Annotated in this window: 25 protein-coding genes and 1 pseudogene; 13 read left to right on the top strand and 13 right to left on the bottom strand. The window is 67.6% G+C overall.

Features of this window, described 5'->3' with window-relative positions; all coding sequences use genetic code 11:
- The first annotated feature begins 11 nt into the window (after positions 1–11).
- The 7 genes and pseudogenes from IFT63_RS12645 to IFT63_RS12615 all read left to right on the top strand — a co-directional run bounded on the left by IFT63_RS12645 (position 12) and on the right by IFT63_RS12615 (position 8072).
- The gene (locus tag IFT63_RS12645; protein ID WP_192084439.1) at positions 12–944 is read left to right on the top strand and encodes a histone deacetylase family protein; all 933 of its coding nucleotides are present in this window, start codon (positions 12–14) and stop codon (positions 942–944) included.
- A gap of 91 nt (positions 945–1035) precedes the next feature.
- Positions 1036–3459 carry an LPS-assembly protein LptD gene (gene lptD, locus IFT63_RS12640; RefSeq protein ID WP_192084437.1) on the top strand — a complete coding sequence of 808 codons (2424 nt, stop codon included), beginning with the start codon at positions 1036–1038 and terminating at the stop codon, positions 3457–3459.
- A pseudogene (locus IFT63_RS12635) lies at positions 3456–4787 on the top strand (peptidylprolyl isomerase); the annotation flags it as partial. The gene lptD and the pseudogene IFT63_RS12635, both read left to right, overlap by 4 nt.
- Positions 4788–4805: 18 nt before the next feature.
- The gene (pdxA, locus tag IFT63_RS12630) at positions 4806–5816 is read left to right on the top strand and encodes a 4-hydroxythreonine-4-phosphate dehydrogenase PdxA (RefSeq protein ID WP_192084435.1); all 1011 of its coding nucleotides are present in this window, start codon (positions 4806–4808) and stop codon (positions 5814–5816) included.
- Positions 5813–6625 carry a 16S rRNA (adenine(1518)-N(6)/adenine(1519)-N(6))-dimethyltransferase RsmA gene (gene rsmA / locus IFT63_RS12625; protein ID WP_192084433.1) on the top strand — a complete coding sequence of 271 codons (813 nt, stop codon included), beginning with the start codon at positions 5813–5815 and terminating at the stop codon, positions 6623–6625. The genes pdxA and rsmA overlap by 4 nt, the downstream gene beginning before the upstream one ends.
- Before the next feature lie 13 nt (positions 6626–6638).
- Positions 6639–7019, top strand: a complete 381-nt coding sequence (gene apaG / locus IFT63_RS12620) for a Co2+/Mg2+ efflux protein ApaG (RefSeq protein ID WP_042614797.1) — start codon at positions 6639–6641, stop codon at positions 7017–7019.
- A gap of 15 nt (positions 7020–7034) precedes the next feature.
- Positions 7035–8072 carry a symmetrical bis(5'-nucleosyl)-tetraphosphatase gene (locus tag IFT63_RS12615; RefSeq protein WP_192084431.1) on the top strand — a complete coding sequence of 346 codons (1038 nt, stop codon included), beginning with the start codon at positions 7035–7037 and terminating at the stop codon, positions 8070–8072.
- 15 nt (positions 8073–8087) lie between these two features.
- Here IFT63_RS12615 and IFT63_RS12610 read toward each other — a convergent pair whose 3' ends face one another.
- From IFT63_RS12610 to IFT63_RS12575, 8 genes are all read right to left on the bottom strand, one after another.
- Complete coding sequence (locus IFT63_RS12610) at positions 8088–8567, bottom strand: dihydrofolate reductase (RefSeq protein ID WP_192084612.1); 480 nt, start codon at positions 8565–8567, stop codon at positions 8088–8090.
- A 17-nt stretch (positions 8568–8584) separates the two neighbouring features.
- Complete coding sequence (locus IFT63_RS12605) at positions 8585–9379, bottom strand: thymidylate synthase (protein ID WP_192084429.1); 795 nt, start codon at positions 9377–9379, stop codon at positions 8585–8587.
- Positions 9376–10266: a prolipoprotein diacylglyceryl transferase gene (lgt, locus tag IFT63_RS12600; RefSeq protein ID WP_042614777.1), complete on the bottom strand. Its 891-nt coding sequence runs from the start codon at positions 10264–10266 to the stop codon at positions 9376–9378. The genes IFT63_RS12605 and lgt overlap by 4 nt, the downstream gene beginning before the upstream one ends.
- 48 nt (positions 10267–10314) lie before the next feature.
- A complete protein-coding gene (locus IFT63_RS12595) occupies positions 10315–10809 on the bottom strand; it encodes a TPM domain-containing protein (RefSeq protein WP_192084427.1) in 495 nt (164 codons plus the stop codon).
- Positions 10809–11699 carry a TPM domain-containing protein gene (locus IFT63_RS12590; protein WP_192084425.1) on the bottom strand — a complete coding sequence of 297 codons (891 nt, stop codon included), beginning with the start codon at positions 11697–11699 and terminating at the stop codon, positions 10809–10811. The genes IFT63_RS12595 and IFT63_RS12590 overlap by 1 nt, the downstream gene beginning before the upstream one ends.
- A 3-nt stretch (positions 11700–11702) precedes the next feature.
- Positions 11703–12344 (bottom strand): LemA family protein, encoded by a 642-nt coding sequence (locus IFT63_RS12585; protein ID WP_042614774.1) that lies wholly within the window; start codon positions 12342–12344, stop codon positions 11703–11705.
- A gap of 593 nt (positions 12345–12937) precedes the next feature.
- Entirely contained in the window at positions 12938–13690 is a 753-nt protein-coding gene (locus IFT63_RS12580; RefSeq protein ID WP_042613703.1) for a TerC family protein, read from the bottom strand.
- 33 nt (positions 13691–13723) lie between these two features.
- Complete coding sequence (locus IFT63_RS12575) at positions 13724–14104, bottom strand: diacylglycerol kinase (RefSeq protein ID WP_042613702.1); 381 nt, start codon at positions 14102–14104, stop codon at positions 13724–13726.
- 165 nt (positions 14105–14269) lie between these two features.
- On the opposite strand from IFT63_RS12575, the gene IFT63_RS12570 reads away from it, so the two are divergent.
- Positions 14270–15010, top strand: coding sequence for an SGNH/GDSL hydrolase family protein (locus tag IFT63_RS12570; RefSeq protein WP_192084423.1), 741 nt, complete (start codon positions 14270–14272; stop codon positions 15008–15010).
- Between the two features lie 100 nt (positions 15011–15110).
- Here IFT63_RS12570 and IFT63_RS12565 read toward each other — a convergent pair whose 3' ends face one another.
- The 3 genes from IFT63_RS12565 to IFT63_RS12555 all read right to left on the bottom strand — a co-directional run bounded on the left by IFT63_RS12565 (position 15111) and on the right by IFT63_RS12555 (position 17935).
- The gene (locus tag IFT63_RS12565; protein WP_192084421.1) at positions 15111–16382 is read right to left on the bottom strand and encodes a HAMP domain-containing sensor histidine kinase; all 1272 of its coding nucleotides are present in this window, start codon (positions 16380–16382) and stop codon (positions 15111–15113) included.
- A gap of 107 nt (positions 16383–16489) precedes the next feature.
- Positions 16490–17203 carry a response regulator transcription factor gene (locus tag IFT63_RS12560; RefSeq protein WP_042613699.1) on the bottom strand — a complete coding sequence of 238 codons (714 nt, stop codon included), beginning with the start codon at positions 17201–17203 and terminating at the stop codon, positions 16490–16492.
- A gap of 87 nt (positions 17204–17290) precedes the next feature.
- Entirely contained in the window at positions 17291–17935 is a 645-nt protein-coding gene (locus IFT63_RS12555; protein ID WP_192084419.1) for an arylesterase, read from the bottom strand.
- A gap of 75 nt (positions 17936–18010) precedes the next feature.
- Between IFT63_RS12555 and IFT63_RS12550 the strand changes: the two genes are divergently transcribed.
- The 5 genes from IFT63_RS12550 to IFT63_RS12530 all read left to right on the top strand — a co-directional run bounded on the left by IFT63_RS12550 (position 18011) and on the right by IFT63_RS12530 (position 23055).
- Positions 18011–18658 carry an ATP-binding cassette domain-containing protein gene (locus IFT63_RS12550; RefSeq protein ID WP_182657041.1) on the top strand — a complete coding sequence of 216 codons (648 nt, stop codon included), beginning with the start codon at positions 18011–18013 and terminating at the stop codon, positions 18656–18658.
- On the top strand, positions 18655–21171 hold the full coding sequence (locus tag IFT63_RS12545) for an FtsX-like permease family protein (protein ID WP_042613697.1): 2517 nt from the start codon (positions 18655–18657) through the stop codon (positions 21169–21171). The genes IFT63_RS12550 and IFT63_RS12545 overlap by 4 nt, the downstream gene beginning before the upstream one ends.
- Before the next feature lie 338 nt (positions 21172–21509).
- Positions 21510–22193 (top strand): alginate lyase family protein, encoded by a 684-nt coding sequence (locus IFT63_RS12540; protein ID WP_192084417.1) that lies wholly within the window; start codon positions 21510–21512, stop codon positions 22191–22193.
- 6 nt (positions 22194–22199) lie between these two features.
- Positions 22200–22652, top strand: coding sequence for a hypothetical protein (locus IFT63_RS12535; RefSeq protein ID WP_192084415.1), 453 nt, complete (start codon positions 22200–22202; stop codon positions 22650–22652).
- A 64-nt stretch (positions 22653–22716) separates the two neighbouring features.
- Positions 22717–23055 carry a DMT family protein gene (locus IFT63_RS12530; RefSeq protein ID WP_057507846.1) on the top strand — a complete coding sequence of 113 codons (339 nt, stop codon included), beginning with the start codon at positions 22717–22719 and terminating at the stop codon, positions 23053–23055.
- A gap of 11 nt (positions 23056–23066) precedes the next feature.
- On the opposite strand, the gene IFT63_RS12525 is transcribed toward IFT63_RS12530, so the two are convergent.
- Positions 23067–23621, bottom strand: a complete 555-nt coding sequence (locus tag IFT63_RS12525) for a Hemin transport protein (protein ID WP_192084413.1) — start codon at positions 23619–23621, stop codon at positions 23067–23069.
- A 177-nt stretch (positions 23622–23798) separates the two neighbouring features.
- Positions 23799–23993: a hemin uptake protein HemP gene (locus IFT63_RS12520; protein WP_192084411.1), complete on the bottom strand. Its 195-nt coding sequence runs from the start codon at positions 23991–23993 to the stop codon at positions 23799–23801.
- Positions 23994–24025 lie beyond the last annotated feature (32 nt).

The raw sequence follows: 24025 nt of genomic DNA, 5'->3' as shown, positions 1-24025 counted from the left end.
CCCCTGCGCCCATGCTGGTCTACACCCATCCTTCCTGCCTGCAGCACGACCCCGGTCCGGACCATCCTGAATCCCCGCAACGCCTGCAGGCCGTGCTCGACGCGCTGCACGCGGCGTTCCCGGCACGGCTGGACTGGCGCCAGGCGCCGCCGGGCAAGCGCGGCGACCTGGCCCGCGTGCACGATGCCGAGCTGATCGACCTGGTGCTGCAGGCACAGACCGCCAACCTGCGGCAGATCGACATGGACACCCGCACCTCGCCCGGGTCGGCCACCGCCGCCCTGCATGCCGCCGGCGCCGGCATTGCCGCGGTGGACGCGGTGATGCTGGGCGAGGATCCGCTGGCGTTCTGCGCGGTCCGTCCGCCCGGCCACCACGCCACCGCCAGCACGGCGATGGGATTCTGCCTGCTCAACAACATCGCGGTGGCCGCCGCGCATGCGCGCGACCGCTACGGGCTGGAGCGGATCGCCGTGGTCGACTTCGACGTCCACCACGGCAACGGCACCCAGGACATCTTCCAGCTGGATCCCCGGGTGGCTTACTACAGCACCCACCAGGCCGGCCTGTTCCCGAACTCGGGGCTGCGCCGCGACCGTGGCGCGGGCAACCTGCTCAACATCCTGCTGCCGCCGGGCAGCGGCAGCTTGCGCTTCCGCAATGTCTGGGCCGACGAGATGCTGCCGGCCATCGATGACTTCCGGCCGCAGCTGCTGCTGGTGTCGGCCGGCTTCGATGCGCACCTGCGCGATCCGCAGGCCGACCTGATGCTGGAAGCGGAGGACTTCGCCTGGATCACCACCGAACTGCACGCGCTGGCCCGCCGCCATGGTGCTGGCAGGGTGGTGTCGATGCTGGAAGGTGGCTATGACCTGCAGGCCCTGGCCGAGTCCAGCGTGGCCCATGTCGGCGCCCTGCTGGAGGGCGAGGCGGGGGCCGCCTGATGAACCCCGGCCGCCGACGATGAGCCGCCTTCATTGCCCCTATGCAAGGGATGGGGCAAGCTACGGATCGTTTTCGCCTGAACCATCACGCGTGCGCAAAGCCTTCCGCCTGCTGCCCCTCCCCCTGAGTATCGCCCTCTGCCTGCCGGCGTTCGCCGAAGACAAAGCGCCGAACTGGGGTCTGTGCCCTGCCACCGACGCCCTGCCCGCCTTTGGCGAGGCACCGCCGGCGGACAAGGCTGCCGCGGAAACGCGCACCCAACAGCCCACCGACATCGAGGGCGACCAGCTGTATGGCACCTCCACGGTGCCGCAGTACCAGGGCAACGTCGCGCTCAAGCGCGGTGACCAGTTCCTGGGTACCGACCACCTGAGCTTCGATACGGAAACGGGCAATTACACCGCCGAGGGCAATGTCCGCTACTCCGATTCGTCGATCCGGATGGTGGCCAAGCGCGCCGAGGGCAACCAGGAAGCGGACACCCACAAGATCTCCGACATCCAGTACCAGCTGGTGTCGCGACGTGGCAACGGTGGCGCCGAATCGGTGGACCTGCAGGGTGCGGTGGGGCAGATGCACCGCTCCACCTACACCACCTGCGATCCGTCCCAGCCGATCTGGAAACTGTCCGCCCCGCAGATCGAAGTGGACAACGACGAAGGCTTCGGTACCGCGCGCAACGCCGTGCTGCGCATCGGCAAGGTGCCGGTGCTGTGGGCGCCGTACTTCAAGTTCCCGATCGATGATCGCCGCCAGACCGGCCTGCTGTATCCGGAGCTGGGCCTGTCCGGGCGCAACGGCTTCGACTACGCCCAGCCGATCTACTTCAACCTGGCGCCGAACTACGACGACACGCTGACCCCGCGCTACATGAGCAAGCGCGGCTTCATGCTGGACAACGAATTCCGCTATCTCTACGACGGCGGCCGGGGCGAGCTGCGTACCGCCTACCTGCCCGATGACAAGCTGCGCGAAAAGGACCGTGGCCGCCTGGAGTATTCCGGTTACCACAACTTCAATCCGAACTGGCAGGCCCGCGCCGGGCTGGCGTGGGTCAGCGACGAGCGCTATCTGGAAGACTTCGCCAACAAGCTGCTGGGCGTGACCGCGTCCAACCTGCAGAGCCAGGCGGGCATCTACGGCACCGGTGAAAACTGGACCGCCGGCCTGATGGCGGACTACTGGCAGCTGACCGATTACACGCTGACCGAAGCGGCGCTGCCCTACAACCGGCAGCCGCGCCTGTTCGGCACCTGGGACCAGCCGATTTTGCCGTGGCTGGAAGTGGGCGTGTATGCCGAAGCGGTGCGCTTCGTGCATGACGACATCCATGGCAAGCTCGGGCCCGAAGACGAATACGAGCGCGATGGCACGAGCACCGAAGTGCTCGGCGGTTCGCGCCTGGACATCAAGCCCTACGTGACCATGCCCTTCAGTGGCGCGGCCTGGTACGTCACCCCGACGCTGGCCTGGCGCTACACCGGGTATGACCTGGAACAGGGCCTGGCCGACAGCATCCGCGCCAACAACCTGGCCGCGGCAGGCATCACCAATCCGACCCCGGACCAGCTGCGCGGCAACACCTCGCCCCATCGCAGCGTGCCGATCGCCAGCCTGGACGCGGGCATGTTCTTCGACCGCGAGACCACCATCGGCGACAAGCCCTACCTGCATACGCTGGAACCGCGCCTGTTCTACCTGCGCACCCCGTACCGCGACCAGAGCGAGCTGCCGGTCTTCGATACGCGTGACTTCACCTTCAGCTGGGGCCAGCTGTTCCGCGATTCGCGCTATACCGGCGCGGACCGCCAGAACGATGCCAACCAGCTGACGATGGCACTGAGCACACGTTTCATCGACCAGTCCAGTGGCCGCGAGCGGTTCTCGGCCAGCATCGGCCAGATCCTGTATTTCGACGATTCCCGCGTCACCCTGCCCAGCAACCCCAGCCCGGTGGAACAGGGCAAGTCGGCCTGGATCGCCGATACCAACTACATGATCAACGACCGCTGGAACCTGGGCGCCACCTACCAGTGGGATCCCAAGAACAAGCGCGAGGACCTGGCCAGCGTGCGTGCGCGCTACCTGATGTCCAACGACGGCATCGTCAACCTGACCTACCGCCACCGCATCAACCCCGATGGCACCAACCTGCTCAAGCAGGGTGACCTGTCCTTCCTGTACCCGATCAACCCCAGCTGGAGCGTGGTCGGCCGTTATTACTACTCCATCGAGGACAGCAAGCCGCTGGAAATCATCGGTGGCGTGCAGTGGGACAGCTGCTGCCTGGCCGTGCGCGCCCTGGCCCGGCGCTACGTGCGCAACCGCGAAGGCGAGCTGAATACCTCCTTCCAGCTTGAGTTCGTCCTCAAGGGCCTGAGCTCCATCGGCCAGAACACGGACCGTACGCTGCGCCGTGCTATCCTCGGCTACAACCGCGACGACCTCTATCTCGTGCCCCCCAGCACCACCGGCGCGACCCGCGACGACTACGATCCGAATCTGATCCCATGACCAAGACCTTCCCCGTCCTACTCGCCTCCCTGCTGGCGGTGTCCACTGCGTCCGTGCCCTTGCAGGTACTGGCCCAGCAGACCCAGCCACTGGATCGCATCGCCGCCGTCGTCGACGAAGACGTCATCCTGCAGAGCGAACTGGACCGCGCGCTGGCCAACATCAAGACCCAGTACGCCGGTCGCGAGAACCAGCTGCCGCCGGACGATGTGCTGAGCCGGCAGGTGCTGGAGCGGCTGGTGCTGGTCAAGCTGCAGGTGACCCGCGCAGAAGGCAGCGGCATCCGCGTGTCGGACCAGGAACTGAACCAGGCCATCAACTCGATCGCCCAGCAGAACGGCAGCAACCTGGAGACCCTGCGCGCCCGCCTGGCCCAGGACGGCATCGATTTCGATGAGTTCCGCCGCTCGGTGCGCGACGAGATCATCGTCCAGCGCCTGCGCCAGAGCTACGCGCAGAGCCGCGTCAGCGTCAGCGAAGGCGAAGTGGATGCGGCCATCAAGCAGCAGGCCGTCACCGGTACGCAGTACCACCTCGCGCACATCCTGATCGCCACCCCCGATGGGGCCGACGCCAGCCAGATCGCCACCGGCAAGCAGAAGGCCGACGGCGTGAAGGCGCTGCTGGACAAGGGCGAGCTGGACTTCAACGCGGCCGCCGTCCGTTACTCGGACAGCCCCAATGCACTGGAAGGTGGCGACCTCGGCTGGCGCTCCATGGACGAGATCCCGCAGGCGTTCCTGCAGGTGATGCAGGACATGAAGGCCGGCGACGTGGTCGGGCCGCTGCGTGGCCCCAGCGGCTTCCAGCTGCTGAAACTGGTGGAAGTCCGCGATGCCAATGCGGCCGCGTCCACCGGCCAGACCATCACCGAATACCACGCCCGCCACATCCTGGTGCGCGTGACCGACCAGCAGAACGATGCCGCCGCCAAGGCGAAGATCGATACGCTGCGTGCCCGCATTGCCGGTGGCGCTGATTTCCAGGCCGTGGCCCGCGAGTCGTCCGAAGACACCAACAGCCGCGGCCAGGGCGGCGACCTGGGCTGGTTCCCGGTCGATGCCTTCGGTCCTGACTTCGGCCGCCAGGTGGAAGGCGTGACCGACGGCAACATCAGCCAGCCCTTCCGCACCGATGCCGGCTGGCACGTGGTGCAGCGCGTGGCGACCCGCCAGACCGACGTCGGCGTGGACAACCAGCGCGCGCAGGTCCGCGAAACCATCGGCCGTCGCAAGCTGGAAGAAGAGTACAACCGCTTCCTGTCCGAACTGCGTGGCGAAGCCTACGTCAGCTTCCGCAGCGGTGACCGGGCGGAAAACACCGCCACCCCGCCGCAGTCCTGAGCCATGCTCCCAGGCGCGAAGCTCGCAGGAGCGGTGCTCCCCGAGCTCGCCCTGGTGCCGGGCGAGCCCGCCGGGATCGGTCCGGAACTGTGTATCCGCCTGATCCAGCAGCCGCGCACTGATTGCCGGCTGCTGGCCTTCGCAGACCCCGCTACCCTGCACGCGGCAGCCGATGCGCTGTCGCTGCCGCTGCAGTTGCTGCCGGCCGATGCCGAAGCGCGCCTGCCGGGCGACCTGCGCCTGCACCCCCTTGCCAATGCGGTGCCCAGCCGGTTCGGCCACGCCGACCCGCGCAACGCCGCCGCCGTGATCGGGGCGCTGCAGGCCGCAGGCCAAGCGAGCCTGGACGGCCGCCTGGACGGCGTGGTGACTGGCCCGGTGCACAAGGCGGTGATCAACCAGGGCGGCATCGCCTACAGCGGCACCACCGAACTGCTGGCCGACCAGGCCGGAGTCAAGGTGGTGATGATGCTGGCCAATGCCATCGTGCGCGTTGCGCTGGCAACCACCCACCTGCCGCTGCGCGAGGTCGCCGATGCGATCACCGCCGAGGGGCTGGAGCACACCCTGCGTACCCTGCATGCCGCCCTGCGGCGTGAGTTCGGCCTCGCCCATCCGCGCATCGCGGTGCTGGGGTTGAATCCGCACGCTGGGGAAGACGGCCACCTGGGCCGCGAAGAGCTCGACCTGATCATCCCGCTGCTGCAGCGCCTGCGCGCCGAAGGGATGCAGCTGGTTGGCCCGCTGCCGGCCGACACCGCGTTCCTGCCGGCCAAGCTGGCCGGCTTCGACAGCGTGCTGGCGATGTACCACGACCAGGGCCTGCCGGTGCTGAAATATTCCGGCTTCGAACAGGCGGTGAACCTCACCTTGGGCCTGCCCTACCCGCGCGTTGCGGTCGACCATGGCACCGCGCTGGAGCTGGCTGGACGAGGCATCGCCGATCCTTCCAGCCTGCAGGCTGCCACTACCCTGTGTGCGCAACTGGCCCGGCAACGTAGACTTAGCGCATGAACCAGTATTCCCCCTCTGGCACGGCATTCACCGCCCCGGCCAAGAAGCAGTTGGGCCAGCACTTCCTGGCCGACCGCCATTACATCGACAGCATCGTGCGCGCGGTCAATCCCAAGCCCGGCGACCGCCTGGTGGAGATCGGCCCAGGCCAGGGTGCGATCACCCTGCCGCTGCTGCGCCAGCATCCCGAACTGACCGTCATCGAGTTCGACCGCGACCTGATCGCACCGCTGACTGCCGCGGCCGCGCCACTGGGCGCGCTGACCATCATCCAGAGCGACGTGCTGCGGGTGGATTTCACCGCGCTGGCGCAGACCGAAGGTGGCAGTGGACAGATCCGGCTGGTCGGCAACCTACCCTACAACATCTCCTCGCCGATCCTGTTCCACGCGCTGGACCATGCCGCCGTGGTGCGCGACATGCACTTCATGCTGCAGAAGGAAGTGGTCGACCGCATGGCCGCCGGCCCGGGCAGCAAGGTCTTCGGCCGCCTCAGCGTGATGCTGCAGGCGTACTGCGAAGTGACCTCGCTGTTCGTGGTGCCGCCGGGTGCGTTCCGGCCGCCACCGAAGGTCGATTCGGCCGTGGTGCGGCTGGTGCCGCGTGATCCGTCCACGGTCGGCATCCACGATCCCAAGCGCTTCGCCGACGTGGTCAAGGCCGCTTTCGGCCAGCGCCGCAAGACCCTGCGCAATGCGCTGAACAACGTGGTCAGCGCCGAACAGTTCGCCGCTGCCGGCGTGCGTCCGGATGCCCGTGCCGAACAGCTGGAGGTGGCGGAATTCGTCGCCCTGGCCAATGCAAGCTGATTACACTGCCAAGATGCACGACGACCAGTACGCCATGGACGTGGAAGTGGCTCCGCGCTTCCTCGATGACCAGTCCGCCCCCGAGGACGGACGCTTTGCCTTTGCCTACACCATCCGCATCCGCAACAGCGGCCGGGTCGCGGCACGCCTGGTGGCGCGCCACTGGCGCATCACCGACGCCGAAGGCCGCGTGGAGCATGTCGATGGCGATGGGGTGGTCGGCGAGCAGCCGCGGCTGCGTCCCGGTGAAGACTTCCGTTACACCTCCGGTGTCATGCTCGGTACGGAGCACGGCACGATGCAGGGGCACTACGACATGGTGGCCGACGACGGCACCGAGTTCGCCGCCGACATCGCGCCGTTCGTGCTGACCATTCCCCGAACCCTGCACTGACACGGAGGCCAGGCCATGAGCGTGTGGGCTATCGGCGACCTGCAGGGTTGCTATGACGTTACCCAGCGGTTGCTGGAAAAAATCCGCTTCGATCCGGCGCAGGACACCCTGTGGTTCGCCGGCGACCTGGTGAACCGCGGCGGGCAGTCGCTGGAAACGCTGCGGCTGGTACATTCGCTGCGCGACCACAGCGTGGTGGTGCTGGGCAACCACGATCTTTCGCTGCTGGCGGTGGGTGCGCGCAGCGAAGAAGAACAGCGCAAGGTCAACCCGGACCTGCTGCGTGTGGTCACCGCCGAAGACCGCGACGTGCTGCTGGACTGGCTGCGCATGCAGAAGCTGGTGCACACCGACCGTGAGCTGGGCTGGATGATGGTGCATGCCGCCATGGCGCCCAAGTGGACCACCCAGATGGCCGAAAAGCATGCGCGCGAAGTCGAGCAGCAGCTGCACGGCAACGGCTACCGAAAGCTGCTGCGCAACATGTATGGCGACAAGCCGATCTGGGCGCCGAACCTGACCGGCTACGACCGCTCGCGGGCGATCATCAACTTCTTCACCCGCATGCGTTACTGCACCACGCGGGGACGCATCGGCATCGAAGACAAAGGCACCCCGGGCACCCAGGAGCAGGGCCTGTACCCCTGGTTCGAAGTGCCGGGCCGGGTCGAGCGTGACCTCAAGGTCGTGTGCGGCCACTGGTCAGCACTTGGCCTGACCATCACCCAGGGCGTGCATGCCATCGATACCGGCGCGGTGTGGGGCGGCAAGTTGACCGCGCTGCAGCTGGATACCGACGAACTGCGCGTGGTGCAGGTACCCGGCCGCGATGTGCCGGCACCGGTGCCCGGCGCGCGACCGCCGGCACGTGCCCCGAAACCACGCCCGGAAGGCCAGCAGACCGCGCAGCCCAAGCCACAGCCGCACGCGCAGGCGCAGCCCGGCGGGCAGCCTGCAGGCGGCGAAACGCGTACCCGTGGACCCCGCCGTCGGCGCGGTCGTGGCCGCGGCAACGGCGGTGGTGGTGCAGGCAGTCCGCCCACGGCGGACTGACCGCTGCACCCTCCCTCAGCGGCGGGTGTAGTGCACGAAGCGGAACGCGAACGGATGCCGCGCATCGGCCGCATGCGGCTGGTTGTCCGCCTCCTGCCACAAGGCTTCATCGACGACCGGGAAATGGGTATCCGCCGGTACCTCGGTGTCCACCCAGGTCAGGTACAGGTCGCTGGCATGCTCCATCATCAGACGGTAGATCTCACCGCCGCCGATCACGCACAGTTCGTCGGCGGCTTCGGCGTGGCAGATCGCCAACGCCTGTTCACGCGATGCCACCGCGCGCATGCCGTCGAACGGTACCTCGCCACTGCGGGTCAGCACCAGGTTGGTCCGCCCGGGCAGCGCGCGGCCCAGCGATTGCGCCGTCTTGCGGCCCATCAGCACCGGCTTGCCCAGCGTCAGTGCCTTGAAATGCTTCAGGTCGTCGGGCAGGTGCCAGGGCAGCTGGTTGCCGTGGCCGATACCGCGATTGCGGTCCAGCGCGGCGATCATCGAAAGGCGCGGGGAACTCACACCGCCACCGGGGCCTTGATCGCCGGGTGCGGATCGTAACCGTCGATGCGGATGTCCTCGAAGCGGAAGCCGAACAGGTCGGTGACCTCCGGGTTCAACCACAGCGTCGGCAGCGCGCGGGGTTCGCGCGTGAGCTGCTCGCGGGCCTGCTCGAAATGGTTCGAGTACAGGTGGGCATCGCCCAGCGTATGCACGAAATCGCCCACGCCCAGGCCCGTGGCCTGCGCCACCATGTGGGTCAGCAGCGCATAGCTGGCGATGTTGAACGGCACCCCGAGGAAGATGTCCCCACTGCGCTGGTACAACTGGCAGCTGAGCTTGCCGTCCACCACGTAGAACTGGAACAGGCTGTGGCACGGCATCAACGCCATCTGCGGCAGCTCGCCCACATTCCAGGCACTGATCACCAGCCGGCGCGAATCCGGATTGCGCTTGATCTCGTCCACCAGCCACTGCATCTGGTCGATCTGCCGGCCATCGGCGGCCGCCCAGCTGCGCCACTGCTTGCCATAGACCGGCCCCAGGTCGCCGTTCTCGTCGGCCCACTCGTCCCAGATCCGCACCTGATTGTCTTTCAGGTAGGCGATGTTGGTATCGCCCTGCAGGAACCACAGCAGCTCGTGGATGATTGAGCGCAGGTGCAGCTTCTTGGTGGTGACCAGCGGGAAGCCATCGGCCAGGTCGTAGCGCATCTGCCAGCCGAACACGCTGCGCGTACCCGTGCCGGTACGGTCGCTCTTCTCCGCACCGTGCTCCAGCACGTGCCGCAGCAGGTCCAGGTAGGGCTTCATGGCTTGGCTCCAGCAGCGGCGACGGGCAGCACGGGCTGCAGCACCGGCGCGCGATGGGACAGCCACAGCAGCACCAGGCCCAGGGCCACAAGCGGCAGGCTCAGGATCTGGCCACGGGTCAGCCAGTCGAAGGCCACGTAGACGCCGTTGTCCGGCATCCGCACGAATTCCACCGCGAAGCGGAACAGGCCGTACATCAGCGCGAACAGGCCCGATACCAGGTAACGGTTGCGCGGTTTGGCCGACACCGCCCACAGCACCGCGAACATCACCAGGCCTTCCAGGAAGGCTTCATAGAGCTGCGAAGGATGGCGGGCGTACTGGTTCAGCGCGCCAGCGGCGAACTCCGCCTTCAGCGCGGCGGTATCGAGTTGCGCCAGCGGCGCCGGCAGCCCCGACGGGAACACCACGCCCCAGCTGCCGTCGGTGAACTTGCCCCACAGCTCATCGCCGATGAAGTTGCCCACGCGCCCGAAGCCCAAGCCCAGCGGCACCAGCGGCGCGACGAAATCCATGGTGTCGAAGAAGTGCAGGCGGTGCCGGCGCGACCACCACCAGCTGGCCCCCAGCACGCCCAGCAGGCCGCCGTGGAAGCTCATGCCGCCGTCCCACACCTTGAACAGCAGCAGCGGGTTGGAAAGGAAATCGCCCAGTGCGTAGAACAGCATGTAGCCCACGCGACCGCCGACCACCACGCCGAGCATCGCGTAGAACAGCAGGTCGGAGAAACCATCGGCGTTGACGCCCGGCAGGCGCCCGGCGGCGATGCGGCGCTTGCCCAGCCACCAGGCCGAAGCGAAGCCAAGCAGGTACATGATGCCGTACCAGTGCACCTGGATCGGCCCCAGCGAGATGGCGATGGGATCGATATCGTGGAAATAGATCATGGGCGGTGCCTTGCAGGAATCGGGTTATTTTAGCGCCGCCGGCGGGCCTCAACCCAGAATCTGCGGCCAATCGGGCAATGCGTCCTGGTCTGACCGCGCGCCCGGCGGAAAGTGCCCGGCCAGCAGCGCCGATACGTCATTGATCGCCAGCACCAAGGCAGCCGCGGGATCGCGTCCACGCAATCCCTCGCGGAGCGTTGCGCAGATCCGCTGCCAGTCGGCTTCGGCGACCCGCCCGTGCAGGCCGCGGTCGGCCACGATTTCGATGGCATGGTCGGCCAGCAACAGGTAGATCAGCACGCCGTTGTTGTGTTCGGTATCCCACGTACGCAGCTGCGCGAAGGCACGCTCAGCTGCCTGGCGCGCGCTCACCCCGCGCCACAGCGCATGCAGCGGCAGGTCGGCTTCCACCGCGAACATGACCTGCCCGCCATGGTGTTGTTCGCCCGCGGCAATGGCCTGGGTGATCGCCTGCAGGGTGCTGGCGGGGAAGGTCCGCCGTACCGACGGGGACACGATATGCCGCAGTGCGCGTCCGATCATCACCAGCCTCCCGATGCGCCGCCGCCGCCGGAGCGGCCACCGCCACCGCCCCAGCCACTGCCGCCGCCGAATCCACCGCCGCCCCCGAAGCCGCCTCCTCCGCCCCAGCTGCCGCCGCCCCAACCGCCGCCGCCGGCGAACCGGCCCGGGTGCCCGGAGGTCACCGCCATCAGCAGGCCGACGATGCCGGCAATACCGCTGGCCAGCAGCAGTGAAGTAAACAGGAAGGCCACGACGGCCGCGCCGCCTGCGGCGATCAGCCCGCGCAGCGGCCGCGGCAGGCCGCCGAGCACCGCGCGCAGGATCGACCCGACGAAGAAACCGATCACTACCGCCACTACCCAACCGTCGCCGCCGCCGTCGCCCTGCGGTGCGCGATGCGCGCTGACCGGTGCCGGCAGCGGCTCGCCATCGATCAGCTTGACCAGTACACCGGTGGCCTCGGTGATACCACCGGCATAGTCGCCAGCGCGGAACGAGGGCACCAGGTATTCCTGGATCACGCGGTTGGCGACCGCATCCGGGATCGCGCCTTCCAGGCCATAGCCCGGTTCGATGCGGACCCGTCGATCGTCCTTGGCGACCACCAGCAGCACCCCGTCATCCACGCCCTTGCGACCGACCTGCCACTGCTCGAATACCCGGGTGGTGTACTGCGCGATGTCTTCCGGCTGCGTGCTGGGCACGATCAGAACCTGCAGCTGGCTGCCCTTGCGCTGCTGAAGTTCGATCGCCTGCTGCTGCAGTTGGCGGGTCTGCGCGGCATCCAGGGTGCCGGTGGTATCGACCACCGGAGAATCCAGCTTCGGGATCGTGGCCAGGTCCTGCGCCTGCACGCTGCCCAGCGGCAGGCACAGCAACAGCAACCAGCCAAGCAGGCGCAGGTGCATCGATCAGCCGCCCGGCTGCGGGGCCGGCGCCTGCTGCGGTGCAGGCTGCGGGGCCGGCGCACCGGTGTTGAACTTCACTTCCGGCGCGTTGGAAATCTGCGCTTCGTTTTCCACGGTGAAGTTCGGCTTGACCTGATAGCCGAAGATCTTCGCGGTCACCACCTGCGGGAACGAGCGGATGTAGGTGTTGTAGTCCTGCACCTGCTGGATGTAGCGGCCGCGGGCCACGGTGATGCGGTTTTCGGTGCCTTCCAGCTGGGCCTGCAGGTCGCGGAAATTGGCATCGGACTTGAGCACCGGATAATTCTCGGTGACCACCAGCAGTCGCGACAGCGCACTGCCGAGCTCGCCCTGGGCCTGCTGGAACTGGCGCAGCGAGGCTTCGTCATCGGCGTTGACGTTGATCTGGCCGACCCGCGAACGGGCCTCGGTGACTTCGGTCAGCACCTGGCGTTCCTGGGTGGCGAAGCCCTGCACGGTGTTGACCAGGTTGGGCACCAGGTCGGCGCGGCGCTTGTACTGGTTGAGCACTTCGGCCCAGCTGGCCTTGACCGATTCGTCCTTCTGCTGGATGGCGTTGTAGCCGCAGCCGGACAACAGGGAAGCCAGCAGGAGCAAGGGGATGAGGCGGGTCAGCAGGCGCATGGCCGGGCTCCACGGGGGTGTTGGAAGCCGGAGCATCGCATGTTCCAGGTGAATGGGTTGCTGCGGGGTGGGTCGAACGGGTGGAACCCCCTCGCGGCTGGCTGGAGTGCAACAGCAGGCTGCGTGCTTGGCGCCGTGCGGTGGGGCTGGGCGGGGGACGGCAAGAACTGCGTCCATGCGGGCCTCGTTTCGCGCCATCCATGGCGCTCAACGCCCCCGCCCAGCCCCCCCGCCCGGCGCCCTGACAGGTTCCGGGGGCCGCCAGCCGCGTAAAAAAAAATGAAAAGCGGTAGCGCCGAGCCATGCTCGGCGAGCGCAGCGGGCCGTTGGCGGGAAGATTCCGCCGACCATGGGTCGGCGCTACCAGGCCCGCATGTTCCATGGCCACCATGGACCTGTCGAAGGTGGGGCGGGGTGGGTTGGCGGGGGCGTTGAGCGCCATGGATGGCGCGAAACGAGGCCCGCAGGAGCAGCTCTTGCCGTCCCCCGCCAACCCACCCCGCCCCGCCAACAAGCGATCCCGCTTTTGACGTTGACGTTTACGTTGCTCCAAAAGCGGGCAGCCGGGCCGCAGGCCCGGCAACCACACCCGATCACCAGTTGCCGGCACCCGGCACGTGATGGGCCACCGCACGGCGCCGCATCAGCAGGTTCAACCACTCCACCAGCACCGAGAACCCCATCGCCGCATAGATGTACGGCTTGGGCACGTGCACGTCCAGGCCATCCAGGATCAGCACCGCGCCGATCAGCAGGATGAAGGCCAGCGCCAGCATCTTCACCGTCGGGTTGGCGTCGATGAAGCGGCCCAGCGGGTTGGCCGCCAGCAGCATCACCGCCACCGACAGCAGGATCGCCGCGACCATCACCGGCACGTGGTCGGCAATGCCGACGGCGGTGATGACCGAGTCCAGCGAGAACACGATGTCGATGATCGCGATCTGCAGGATCACCATCCCGAACACCGCCGAGGCCTTGGTGGTGGTCGGATCTTCGTCCTCGCCGCCGGTGATCAGCTCGCGGATTTCCATGCCGCCCTTGATGATCAGGAACAGCCCGCCCAGGATCAGCACCAGGTCACGGATGGAAATGCCCATGCCGGCCACGGTGAACAGGTTGGCCTGCATGTGCGCCAGGTAAGCCAGCGACACCAGCAGCAGGATGCGGGTGATGCAGGCCACCGCGATGCCCAGCTTGCGCGCGAACGGACGGCGCGCTTCGGGCAGCTTGCTGACCGCGATGGAAATGAACACCAGGTTGTCAATGCCGAGCACGATTTCCAGCGCACTCAGCGTAAGCAGGGTCAACCAGACGTTCGGATCTGAAAGGAGTTCAACAAAAGGCATGGGAAGGTCTTCGAAGTAAGTCGGGAGAGGGTGTCAGAACAAGCGCGGGACCAGGATCAGCCCCCAGCACAGCAGCACATTCATCATCAGCACGAATACCGCGGCCGAGCCCATGTCCTTGGCACGACCGGCCAGTTCGTGGATCTCCGGACCGTAGCGCTCGATCACCGCCTCGATGGCCGAATTCAACAGCTCGGTGGCCAGTACCAGCAGCATCGAGCCGATCATCAGGATGCGTTCGATCGCACTGTCACCCAGCCACAGCGCTACCGGGGTGAACAGCAGCAGCAGCCAGGCTTCCAGCCGGAACGAGGATTCGTGCAGCCAGGCCGCGCGCAGCCCCTGCCAGGACCAGCGCGCGGCCTGCAGGATGCGACGCGGCCCACGCGGCATATGGCCGAACTGGTCAGCCACGGTGCGGGCTTCCAGCGGGTGCGCGGGCGATCAGGTCGCAATGAAGCAACCGCAGGGACAGGGAGCGGACGGTCATGTAAGGCCAGGGTGGGCAGCAGGCCGCTATTTTGCCATAAGGCCGTGGCCCCCATCCCCCCGGCCGGCCTGAGCCGCCGCCGGGCCGTTATGATCGAACGCTGCACCCTGCTGGAGTTTTCGATGAACCTGCCACGCCGCCCGCTGCTGCTCGCCCTCGCCCTCGGCCTGTCCACCGCCGGCTTCGCCCACGCGCTGTCCCCGCCACGGCCTGCGCAGGTGCCCGAAGAAGTGTCCAACGTGGCCTGGGCCGATGACATGGCCGCCTTCGCCAAGGCCGACCAGGCCAACCCGCCGCCGCGCGAGGGCATCGAATTCGTCGGCAGTTCTTCGATCCGGATGTGGGACAGCCTGGCGGCCGATTTCCCGGGCAAGCCGGTGTTCAACCGCGGATTCGGCGGGTCGGAAGTGCGCGACAGCACCTGGTACGCCGACCGCATCGTGGTGCCCTACGCCCCCTGCAAGGTGTTCCTGTACGCCGGCGACAACGATCTCAACAGTGGCCGCACGCCGGCCCAGGTCCGCGACGACGTGCTCGCCTTCGTGGCCCGCGTGCACCGCGACCTGCCGTCGACGACGGTGGAGTACATTTCGATCAAGCCGAGCCCATCGCGTGCACACCTGCTGCCGGGCATCATCGAAGCCAACACGATGATCCGCAGTGCGCTGGCCGCCCTGCCCAACACCGGCTACACCGACATCTACACGCCGATGCTGGGCCGCGACGGGCAGCCCGATCCGTCGCTGTTCCGCGAGGACATGCTGCACATGACGCCGGCCGGGTATGCGATCTGGAAGAAGGCGCTGGCGCCGAAGGTCAGCTGCGATTGAATCGCCCGCCGGGGCTAGCGACGGCCGCCGGCCGTCGTGCGTCCGACGTCCGGCGTCCGCTTCGCTCGCCGAGCAAGGCTCGGCGCTACCGGCGTGCGGTTCAGCGGAAGATGACGGTGGCCTCGGTGCCCTTGCCCGGCTGGCTGGCCAGGGTGACCTTCCAGCCAAAGCGGTCGCAAAGACGCCGCACGATCGAAAGGCCCAGCCCGGTGCCCTGCGGGCGGTCCGGCTCGGCACGGTAGAACGGCTCGAACGCCTTTTCCAGCGCTTCGGGTGACATGCCGATGCCGGTATCGTGCACGCGCACCCGGTCGTGTTCGACGAACACGTCCACGCGGCCTTCGTCGGTGTAGTTGCAGGCGTTGCGCACCAGGTTGCTGATCACCACCTGCAGCACCCGCGGCGGTCCGTGCAGCTCGACCACGCCACTGGCATGCAGCTCCACGTGCACCGGCCGATCGGCCATCAGTTCGGTGGCGGTGTCCACCTCGTGGCGCACCACCTCCACCACGTCGAACATCTCCATCTGCGGCTCGACATCGGCTTCGCGCGCCAGGATCAGGAAGGCATCGATCACCGCCTCCATCTCGCGGCCGGCGCGCTGGATGCGCTGCAGGCTGCGCTGCTGGCGCGGCGACGCGGTTTCGTCGGCCAGCGCCATGTCACTGGCAACCCGGATCACGGTGAGCGGAGTACGCAGCTCATGGCTGGCATCGCGGGTGAAGTTGCGCTCGCGGGCGACATTCTCGGTGACCCGGTTGGCCAGCGAATGCAAGGCGGCGGCCAGCTGCCGGGTCTCCCCCTGCATGTCGGCGGGCAGCTTCTGCGGATCCAGGTCGCTGGCCTGCGGCTTGGCCGGGTCCCAGCGCGATACCCGGCGCGCCAGCCAGTTGACCGGCGATACCAGCCGTTTGGAAGCGCGGTAAGTGACCCAGCTGGCGCCGTACACCGCCAGCAGCGTCAACAGCACCGGCACGATGCCGAACCAGAACGCCAGCAACTCCGCGCGTGAGCGCAGGAACACCAGGTACAGCCGTCCCTGCGGACGCACGTCCACCCAGACCAGCTGGTCGTCGCGGCGCAGTTCATGGAAACCGGCCGGAAGTTCGCGCAGGTTGGCCGGCAGCGAAAGACTGGAGCGCCCGGTTTCCACCAGGTAGCCGCGGATGTTCTGTGTATTGGGCGGCGGCTGGGTCGGCGAGGCCTCATGCAGCGTCCAGAAATACGCCGCTTCCTCGCGCAGTGCAGCGCTGACCAGGCTGTGCTTGATCACCAGCGACACCAGCCACGCACCAAGCAGAATGCCGAGGCTGGCCAGCATGGCCTGCAGGATGAAAGCGATACGTATCTTGCGCGGCAGGCCGTGCGGCATCAGGCGGAGTCACTACAGAAGATGGCGGCGCGGAGTATAGGCAGCGGGTGCGTCAGCCCCCCGTGCAGGGGCCGTTGGCGGCCTGCACAGGGATCATGACGGCGATGTCAGCCCATCGGCTGGGCGATATCGGCGATGCGGTAACCCGCACTCTGCACGGTATGCAGCAGCGGGCGGTCGAACGGCTTGTCGATGATCTTGCGCAGGTTGTACAGATGGCTGCGCAGGGTGTCCGAATCCGGCAGCCCGTTGCCCCAGATCTCGCGTTCGATTTCCTGCCGGGTGACCACGCGCGGCGATTCGCGCATCAGGATGGTCAGCAGGCGCAGGCCGATCGGCGAAAGCTGCAGTTCAGTGCCGGCGCGGGTGGCGCGCATGCTCACCGGATCCAGCACCAGGTCGGCGACCTTCAGCACTTCCGAACCCACCTGCCGGCGCTCACGACGGATCAGGGCACGCAGGCGTGCTTCCAGTTCCTGGATGGCGAACGGCTTGGTCAGGTAGTCATCGGCGCCAAAGCCCAGGCCGGTGAGCTTGTCATCCAGCGTATCGCGCGCGGTCAGCATCAGCACCGGCGTTGACTTGCGGGCGTCATTGCGCAGGCGGCGGCAGACTTCGATGCCGTCCAGGCGCGGCAGCATCAGGTCCAGCACGACCACGTCGTAGCTGTTTTCGGCCGCCAGACGATAACCGTCCAAGCCGTCCTGGGCATAGTCGACCTCGAAACCACGACCTTCCAGATACTCACCGATCATCTCGGAGATATTGCGGTTGTCCTCGACGACCAGAACAAGGCCGGAGGTTTCCTTCGTCTGACGCATGGTCTTCCCTCTAACTTCAGCTTTGTGAAACATGCCGGATCGGCGGTGCACGCCGCGTGAAGTGGACGCAGACGCTCACTGAACGCTTCAGAGCAGCGGCTGCAGCAGCGGCCAGACGTTGGAAAGCACCTTCGGCTGGGCGCTGGCGGTGGGGTGCAGCCCGTCTGGCTGCATCATTCCCGGCTGCAGCGCGACACCCTCCAGCAGGAACGGCAGCAGGGGCACCTTGTACTGGTCGGCCAGCGCGCGATACACCGCGGCCAGGCGCTGCCGGTACGCCGGACCATAGTTCGGCGGCACATCAATGCCGAGCATCAGCACCTTGGCGCCGCCCTGCTGGCTGGCCACGATCATCTTCTCCAGGTTGGCGCGGATCTGGGCGGGGGTCAGCCCGCGCAGCGCATCGTTGCCGCCCAGCGCGATGACCACCACGCCGGGCTTCTCCCGCGCCAGCAGTCCCGGCAGGCGGGTCGCCGCCCCGGCGGTGGTTTCTCCGCTCATGCTGGCATTGACCACCCGTGCCGGCGAGCCCGAACGGGTGCTGAGCCGCTTGCCCAGCAGGTCCACCCAGCCGGTGCCGGCCGGGATATTGTGGGCGGCGCTGAGGCTGTCGCCGAGCACCAGCACAGTGGTTGCTTGACCTTTGGCACACGCCAGCACCGGCAACAGCAGCAACCATGCCAGCAGCATTCCCATCCGGCCGATGTTCCGGCCTTGTCCTGTAACGCGCATTGGAGTCTCCTCATCGACAGCCTGTCCCCCCGCAGCGCGCCCGTCGCCATCGCCGTCGACCAGGTCGGCAAATCCGTGCATGGCCCGGAGGGTGAAGTCCACATACTGGACAACATCAGCATGACGGTACATGAAGGCACCTCGGTTGCCATCGTCGGCGCCTCCGGTTCGGGCAAGACCACCCTGCTCGGCCTGCTGGCCGGGCTGGACCTGCCCAGCCGCGGCAGCATCACCCTGGCCGGCAGCGTGCTCGGCAGCCTGGACGAAGAAGCCCGGGCCCAGCTGCGCGCGCGCGAGGTCGGCTTCGTGTTCCAGAGCTTCCACCTGCTGCCGGCGCTGACCGCGGCGGAGAACATCGCCCTGCCGCTGGAACTGGCCGGGCGCGAGGATCCTGCCCGGGTCGAACAGGTGCTGGAAGCGGTGGGCCTGGCGCACCGCGCGCGGCACTACCCGCGCCAGCTGTCCGGTGGCGAACAACAGCGCGTGGCGCTGGCACGCGCCTTCGTGGCGCGCCCGCGCATCCTGTTCGCCGATGAACCAACCGGCTCGCTGGACCAGGCCACCGGCCAGCACATCAGCGACCTGCTGTTCGCCTTGAATGCCGACAGCGCCACCACCCTGGTGCTGGTCACCCACGACCTGCGCCTGGCGCAGCGCTGCCAGTTCATCCATCGCATCGACAACGGTCGCCTGCAGCAGGTCACGCACGGGGCGGACGCATGAACCTGCTGCGCCACGCGCTGCGTTCGCTGCGCCGCGAAGCGCTGGCCGGCGACCTGCTGACGGTGTTTGCCGCCCTGGTGCTGGGCGTGGCGGTGATGACCGCGGTCGGCACGCTGGTGGACCGGGTCAACCTGGCGCTGGCCAACAGCACCGCGGAGATGCTGGGCGGTGACCTCGGCATCAGCGGGCGCGCCGAAGCGCCGGCCGAACTGGTCGGCGAAGGCACCCGGCGCGGACTGCAGAGCACCCGCATTGCCGCCTTCGGCAGCGTGCTGTTCCATGGCGAAGCCAGCCAGATGGCCACCATCAAGGCGGTGGAAGCCGGTTACCCGCTGCGCGGCCAACTGCGTGTGCGGACCGGCGCCGATGCCGTGTTGAACGAAGCCGCCGCTGCACCGGCACGCGGGGAAGCCTTTGCTGACCCACGCCTGCTGCAGGCCCTGGACCTGCGCATCGGCGATGCACTGGAGTTCGGCGCAGGCACGTTGCGGGTAGCCGGCAGCATCGAATCCGAACCGGATACGTCCAGCGAACTGCTTACCCTGTCGCCCACCCTGCTGGTCAACCGCGCCGACGTGGAGGGCACCGGCCTGCTCGATCCGGGCAGCCGCATCAGCTACCGCACGATGTTCGTCGGCGAGCCGGAGGCCATCGCCCAGTTCCGCCAGTGGCTGCAACCGCGCGTGCAGGGACTGCGCCTGCTCGGCGTGGGCGATACCCAGCGCGGGGTACGTGAGTCGTTCCAGCTGGCCGGGCGTTTCCTCGGCTTGAGTGCCTTGCTGGCGGTGCTGTTGTCCGGCGTCGCCACCGCGCTGGCGGCCAACCGTTTCGCGCTGAGCCGCATCGACCAGGTTGCCGTATTGCGCTGCCTGGGGGCGCGTCAGCGCGACATCCTTGGCAGCCTGGCGCTGCAGCTGCTGTTGATGGCGATCCCGGCCTGTGTGGTCGGTGTGCTGGTCGGCATGGCGGCGCAGGAAGGACTGGTGCAGATCCTCGGCGGGCTGGTGCCGCAGCGGCTGCCGTTGCCGCAGGCCATGCCGGCGTTGACCGGTGCGGGCATCGGCCTGCTGTTGCTGCTTGGCTTCGGCCTGCCGCCGCTGCTGCGGCTGCGCAACGTGCCGCCGATGCGCGTGCTCAACCGCAGTTTCGCCACCCTGCCACCGGCCTCGCTGCTGGTGTATGCCGGCGCCCTGCTGGCCAGCCTGGCGCTGACCGTGCAGGTCACCGGCGACCTCAAGCTGGCGCTGTGGGTGCTGGGCGGACTGGCCGCGCTGGCGCTGCTGGCCGCCGGTGGGGGCTTTGCCCTGCTGATGCTGGTGCGCGGCCTGCAGCATCGCCTGCACGGCAACTGGCGGCTCGGCCTGGCCGCGTTGACCCGCCGCCGCGCGCTGGCGGTGATGCAGCTGGTCGGGCTGTCGTTGTCGCTGTGTTCGCTGTTGATGCTGGCCGTGGTCGGTCCGGGCCTGCTGCAGCAGTGGCGCGACCGCCTGCCGGCGGATACACCGAACTATTTCCTGATGAACATCCAGCCGGACCAGCGCCAGATCGTGCTGGATGCGCTGACCGCGCAGGGTGCGGTGGATGCCAGCGTGGAACCGTTCGCCACCGGTCGCCTGCTGGCATTGAACGGTGACGCGCCGCGTCGGCGGGGCGATGACCAGGACGCGGCGCAGGACAACGGCACGCAGCCAGCAGGCGCTGCGGACAACGACCGCGACCGGCCGCTGAACTTCAGCTGGCGCACCACCTTCCCGCCAGCCAACCAGTTGCTGCAGGGCCGTTTCTGGGCCGCCGACAGCACCGCCGCCGAAGCTTCGGTGGAAGAAGGCTGGGCCAGCCGCTACGGCGCCAAGCTGGGTGACCGGGTGACACTGCAGGTCGGCGAACAGCAGCGTGATTACACCATCACCAGCATCCGCAAGGCCGAGTGGAACAGCTTCCGGGTCAACTTCTTCGTGCTGGTCAACGCCAATGCGGTCGGCGATGCCCCGCACAACCTGATCTCGGCCTTCCATCTGCCGCGCGCCAAGGCGGCCGGACTGGGCCAGCTGGTACGCGAGCAGCCGAACCTGTCGCTGCTGGATATCGATGGACTGATCAGCGAGGTGCGGCAGGTGATGGACCGGGTCGCGCAGGCGATCCAGGTGGTGATGGGTTTCAGCCTGCTGGCCGGCGTGCTGGTGCTGCTGGCGGCGCTGCAGTCGACCGCTGGCGAGCGGCGCTATGACAGCGCGGTGCTGCGTACGCTGGGGGCCACGCGGCGCCAGCTGCGCGGTGCGGTGCTGGTGGAGTTCGGTGCGCTGGGACTGCTGGCGGCGATCCTGGCGGTGGGTGCGGCGGCGATCATCGGGGTGGTGGTGTCGCGGCAGGTGTTCGAACTGGCGCTGTTGCCGCCGTGGCCGGGGTTGCTGGCCGGTGGTGCGTGCGGGGTGGCGCTGAGTGTGTTCGCCGGATGGTGGGGCACGCGGCGGATCCTGCATACGCCGCCGGCGCTGGCGTTGCGCGAGGCATAGCCTGCAGGTGGGAGGGGCGCTCGGCTACGTGCCGACGCCGGGTGGGTAGGCCATGCAGGACACGCCGTAAACCCGTCCATGGGGGCTCGCTGTTCGCATCCATGCGAACAGACGGTCCTGCATGGCTCACCCACCCGACGCCCTGACAGGTTCCGGGGCCGCGGCTCGCGTAGACGGAACCCGGTAGCGCCGACCCATGGTCGGCGGGATATGTCCGGCCCATGGAAAATACACTGCGGCGGACAGCGGGCGTTACCGACGCGGAAGCCGGGTCTTGGCCGATAACCCTCGGAACCAGACGCGATTAGCGTGGAGACTCCTTCAAGGAGACTGCCCCGATGCGCGCCCCCGTACTGCTGCTCTCACTTGCCCTGTTGTCCCCCGCCCTCGCCCACGGGCAGGCGTTCGTCCATCCCGGCATCCTGCTCGACGCGCCCGCGCTGCAGGCAACGCGGGACGCGCTGCGGGCGGGAGATCCGCTCAAGACCTCTGCCATGGCTGCCATGCGCCAGAGCCCCTTGGCGTCGCTGGAGCATGTCGCCACCCCGTTCGCGCGTGTGGAATGTGGTTCCTTCGACAAACCCAGCATCGGCTGCAAGCCCGAACGCGACGATGCCAAAGCCGCGTATACGCATGCGCTGCTGTGGGCTTACCTGGGCGAGGAGGCGCATGCACGCAAGGCCGTGGAGATCATGGACGCCTGGGCCACCACGCTGACCGGTGGCCACGCCAACAGCAACGCGCCGCTGCAGGCGTCCTGGACTGCGCAACTGTGGACGCGTGCGGCCGAACTCATCCGGCACACCAGCACGGCGTGGCCGGAAGCGGATGCCCGACGCTTCGGCGACTGGCTGATCGCGCAGTATCTGCCGGACATCGACCGCATGGGGCCTTGCCCGGGCGGAAACTGGCATGCCAGCGGCATCGAGGCACGCATGAACATGGGCATCTACACCGATCGCCGCGATATCCATGACCGCGCCGTGGCCGATTGGCACACGCGCCTGCCTACCTATATCTAGCTGCCGGTGGACGGTTCCACGCCGTTGCCGCGTCCCGGCTGCAACACCCCCATCGAAACCCTGTGGTTCGGCCAGACCGTCATGGCGGCCGGACTGGCGGAAGAAACCTGCCGCGACCTGGAACATACAGCGTACGGCCTGGCGGCTTACCTCAACGCGGCCGAAACCAACCGTCTGCAGGGTGGCAGCCTGTGCCAGGCGCAGGGCGAACGCCTGGTCGCTGCGATGGAGTTCCACACCGACATGCTGGCGCGCCCCGTTGTTCCTGCGTGGTTGTGCAAGGGAAAACTGGTTTCCGATGTGCGCGGCACGCTGGAGATCGGCTACTCGCATTTCGCGGGCCGCCTGGGACAGGCACTTCCACACACCGCTGCATGGCTGGCCGCGCATCGGCCCAGCCAAGGCGACTTCCACTTCCTGTGGGAAACCCTGACGCATGGTTCCGCGCTCATCGAATGAAGGCTGTTGACCTGTCGCGCACGCCGCAGGCGCATAATCCGCCGACTCCACCGGCGTGATCGACATGGCCCAGTACCTCTATCCCGTGCTGCTGCTCCTGGGCAGCAACATCTTCATGACCTTCGCCTGGTATGGGCACCTGAAATTCAAGAGCGCGCCGTTGATGACGGTGATCCTGATCAGCTGGGGAATCGCGTTCTTCGAGTACTGCCTGCAGGTGCCGGGCAACCGGCTCGGCAGTGCGGTGTATTCGGCACCGCAGCTCAAGGGCATGCAGGAAGTCATCACCCTGGTGGTGTTCGCGGTGTTCTCCGCGTTCTACCTCGACCAGCCGCTGAAGTGGAACCACTACGCGGCATTCGCGCTGATCGTGGTCGCCGCCCTGCTGATGTTCAAGGAATGACCCCGCACGCCTCAGGCATGCAGGGCGAGCGGAGCCGATTCTGCCACGCCTTCGGCGCTTTCCAGCCGTGCGATGCGCCGGGCGGTCGCGCTGCCCAGCGATGACAGCGACGCGAGGCTTGCCGCCAGTCCGCTGCCCTGCTCCACCGCGTGCAGCTGCACCGCGCACATGCGCCAGCGTTGCCCGCCCAGGCTGCCGGCCAGGCGCCTCCACAGGCGCTCGCCGACACTGGCATCGTCGTCGGCAACCGAACGTACCGCCAGCCCGGCCACAAGCCGGTCCCAGGCGAGGAAATCGCTGTCCGGCAGCAGGTACAGCCGCCAGCAGCAGCGGCCGCGTGCATCGGTGAAGCACAGGCTCTCCCGTACACCTTCGCTGTCCAGACCTTGGCAGGCGTGGGCGGCAACGGCTTCCTGCCAACCGGCCAACTCGTTGCGGTCGGCCCGGTACAGGCACAGCACGGCGCCGAGGGCGGCCAGCTGACGGGCGGTAGGCCGGCTGATGGACTGCGATGACGGAAGGCCGCGCGGCATGGTCGCGCGGACTGCGGACAAGGCTCTGCTCATGGGATCACCGTGTTGTGCACCTGGCCGTGCAGAAAGGGATCCCCCGGGGCCGCCACCAGCGCCACGAAGGCGTTGGCCGGAAGACCGAGGGGGAGAGAGACAGAAGGGACGACCGCCCGTGGTGACCGCATCGCGCCACGGCGCGGCGCTGCCTCCGGAGAGAGGCGGCCGACCCGTTTACTTGGTCAGGATCAGCTTGTCGTTGCTGGTGTGGCGCAGCCGATAGAAGCGGTCACCATGTTGGATGAGGATCTCGCGACGCCCTTTCAGCAGGGCCCCGCTGTCGATCACTTCCTCGGTGGGCACGGCACGGACCGGGCGCTCACGGAGGGTCAGGGTTTCGGGACGAAGCAGCACTGCTTGAGCATTCATCGTCTGGACTCGGTGCGAGGGACGACTCAAAT

It is taken from the genome of Stenotrophomonas sp. CFBP 13724, from assembly GCF_014841975.1.
GTDB lineage: Bacteria > Pseudomonadota > Gammaproteobacteria > Xanthomonadales > Xanthomonadaceae > Stenotrophomonas > Stenotrophomonas lacuserhaii.
This window is presented reverse-complemented; position numbering and strand designations above follow the sequence as displayed.

Excerpts from the sequence above, each read along its gene's own strand:
- IFT63_RS12645 (WP_192084439.1), top strand. The coding sequence starts at position 12 with ATGCTGGTCTACACCCATCCTTCCTGCCTGCAGCACGACCCCGGTCCG.
- pdxA (WP_192084435.1), top strand. The coding sequence starts at position 4,806 with ATGCTCCCAGGCGCGAAGCTCGCAGGAGCGGTGCTCCCCGAGCTCGCC.
- rsmA (WP_192084433.1), top strand. The coding sequence starts at position 5,813 with ATGAACCAGTATTCCCCCTCTGGCACGGCATTCACCGCCCCGGCCAAG.
- apaG (WP_042614797.1), top strand. The coding sequence starts at position 6,639 with ATGCACGACGACCAGTACGCCATGGACGTGGAAGTGGCTCCGCGCTTC.
- IFT63_RS12615 (WP_192084431.1), top strand. The coding sequence starts at position 7,035 with ATGAGCGTGTGGGCTATCGGCGACCTGCAGGGTTGCTATGACGTTACC.
- IFT63_RS12610 (WP_192084612.1), bottom strand. The coding sequence starts at position 8,567 with ATGATCGCCGCGCTGGACCGCAATCGCGGTATCGGCCACGGCAACCAG.
- IFT63_RS12605 (WP_192084429.1), bottom strand. The coding sequence starts at position 9,379 with ATGAAGCCCTACCTGGACCTGCTGCGGCACGTGCTGGAGCACGGTGCG.
- lgt (WP_042614777.1), bottom strand. The coding sequence starts at position 10,266 with ATGATCTATTTCCACGATATCGATCCCATCGCCATCTCGCTGGGGCCG.
- IFT63_RS12595 (WP_192084427.1), bottom strand. The coding sequence starts at position 10,809 with ATGATCGGACGCGCACTGCGGCATATCGTGTCCCCGTCGGTACGGCGG.
- IFT63_RS12590 (WP_192084425.1), bottom strand. The coding sequence starts at position 11,699 with ATGCACCTGCGCCTGCTTGGCTGGTTGCTGTTGCTGTGCCTGCCGCTG.
- IFT63_RS12585 (WP_042614774.1), bottom strand. The coding sequence starts at position 12,344 with ATGCGCCTGCTGACCCGCCTCATCCCCTTGCTCCTGCTGGCTTCCCTG.
- IFT63_RS12580 (WP_042613703.1), bottom strand. The coding sequence starts at position 13,690 with ATGCCTTTTGTTGAACTCCTTTCAGATCCGAACGTCTGGTTGACCCTG.
- IFT63_RS12570 (WP_192084423.1), top strand. The coding sequence starts at position 14,270 with ATGATCGAACGCTGCACCCTGCTGGAGTTTTCGATGAACCTGCCACGC.
- IFT63_RS12565 (WP_192084421.1), bottom strand. The coding sequence starts at position 16,382 with ATGCCGCACGGCCTGCCGCGCAAGATACGTATCGCTTTCATCCTGCAG.
- IFT63_RS12560 (WP_042613699.1), bottom strand. The coding sequence starts at position 17,203 with ATGCGTCAGACGAAGGAAACCTCCGGCCTTGTTCTGGTCGTCGAGGAC.
- IFT63_RS12555 (WP_192084419.1), bottom strand. The coding sequence starts at position 17,935 with ATGCGCGTTACAGGACAAGGCCGGAACATCGGCCGGATGGGAATGCTG.
- IFT63_RS12545 (WP_042613697.1), top strand. The coding sequence starts at position 18,655 with ATGAACCTGCTGCGCCACGCGCTGCGTTCGCTGCGCCGCGAAGCGCTG.
- IFT63_RS12540 (WP_192084417.1), top strand. The coding sequence starts at position 21,510 with ATGCGCGCCCCCGTACTGCTGCTCTCACTTGCCCTGTTGTCCCCCGCC.
- IFT63_RS12530 (WP_057507846.1), top strand. The coding sequence starts at position 22,717 with ATGGCCCAGTACCTCTATCCCGTGCTGCTGCTCCTGGGCAGCAACATC.
- IFT63_RS12525 (WP_192084413.1), bottom strand. The coding sequence starts at position 23,621 with ATGAGCAGAGCCTTGTCCGCAGTCCGCGCGACCATGCCGCGCGGCCTT.
- IFT63_RS12520 (WP_192084411.1), bottom strand. The coding sequence starts at position 23,993 with ATGAATGCTCAAGCAGTGCTGCTTCGTCCCGAAACCCTGACCCTCCGT.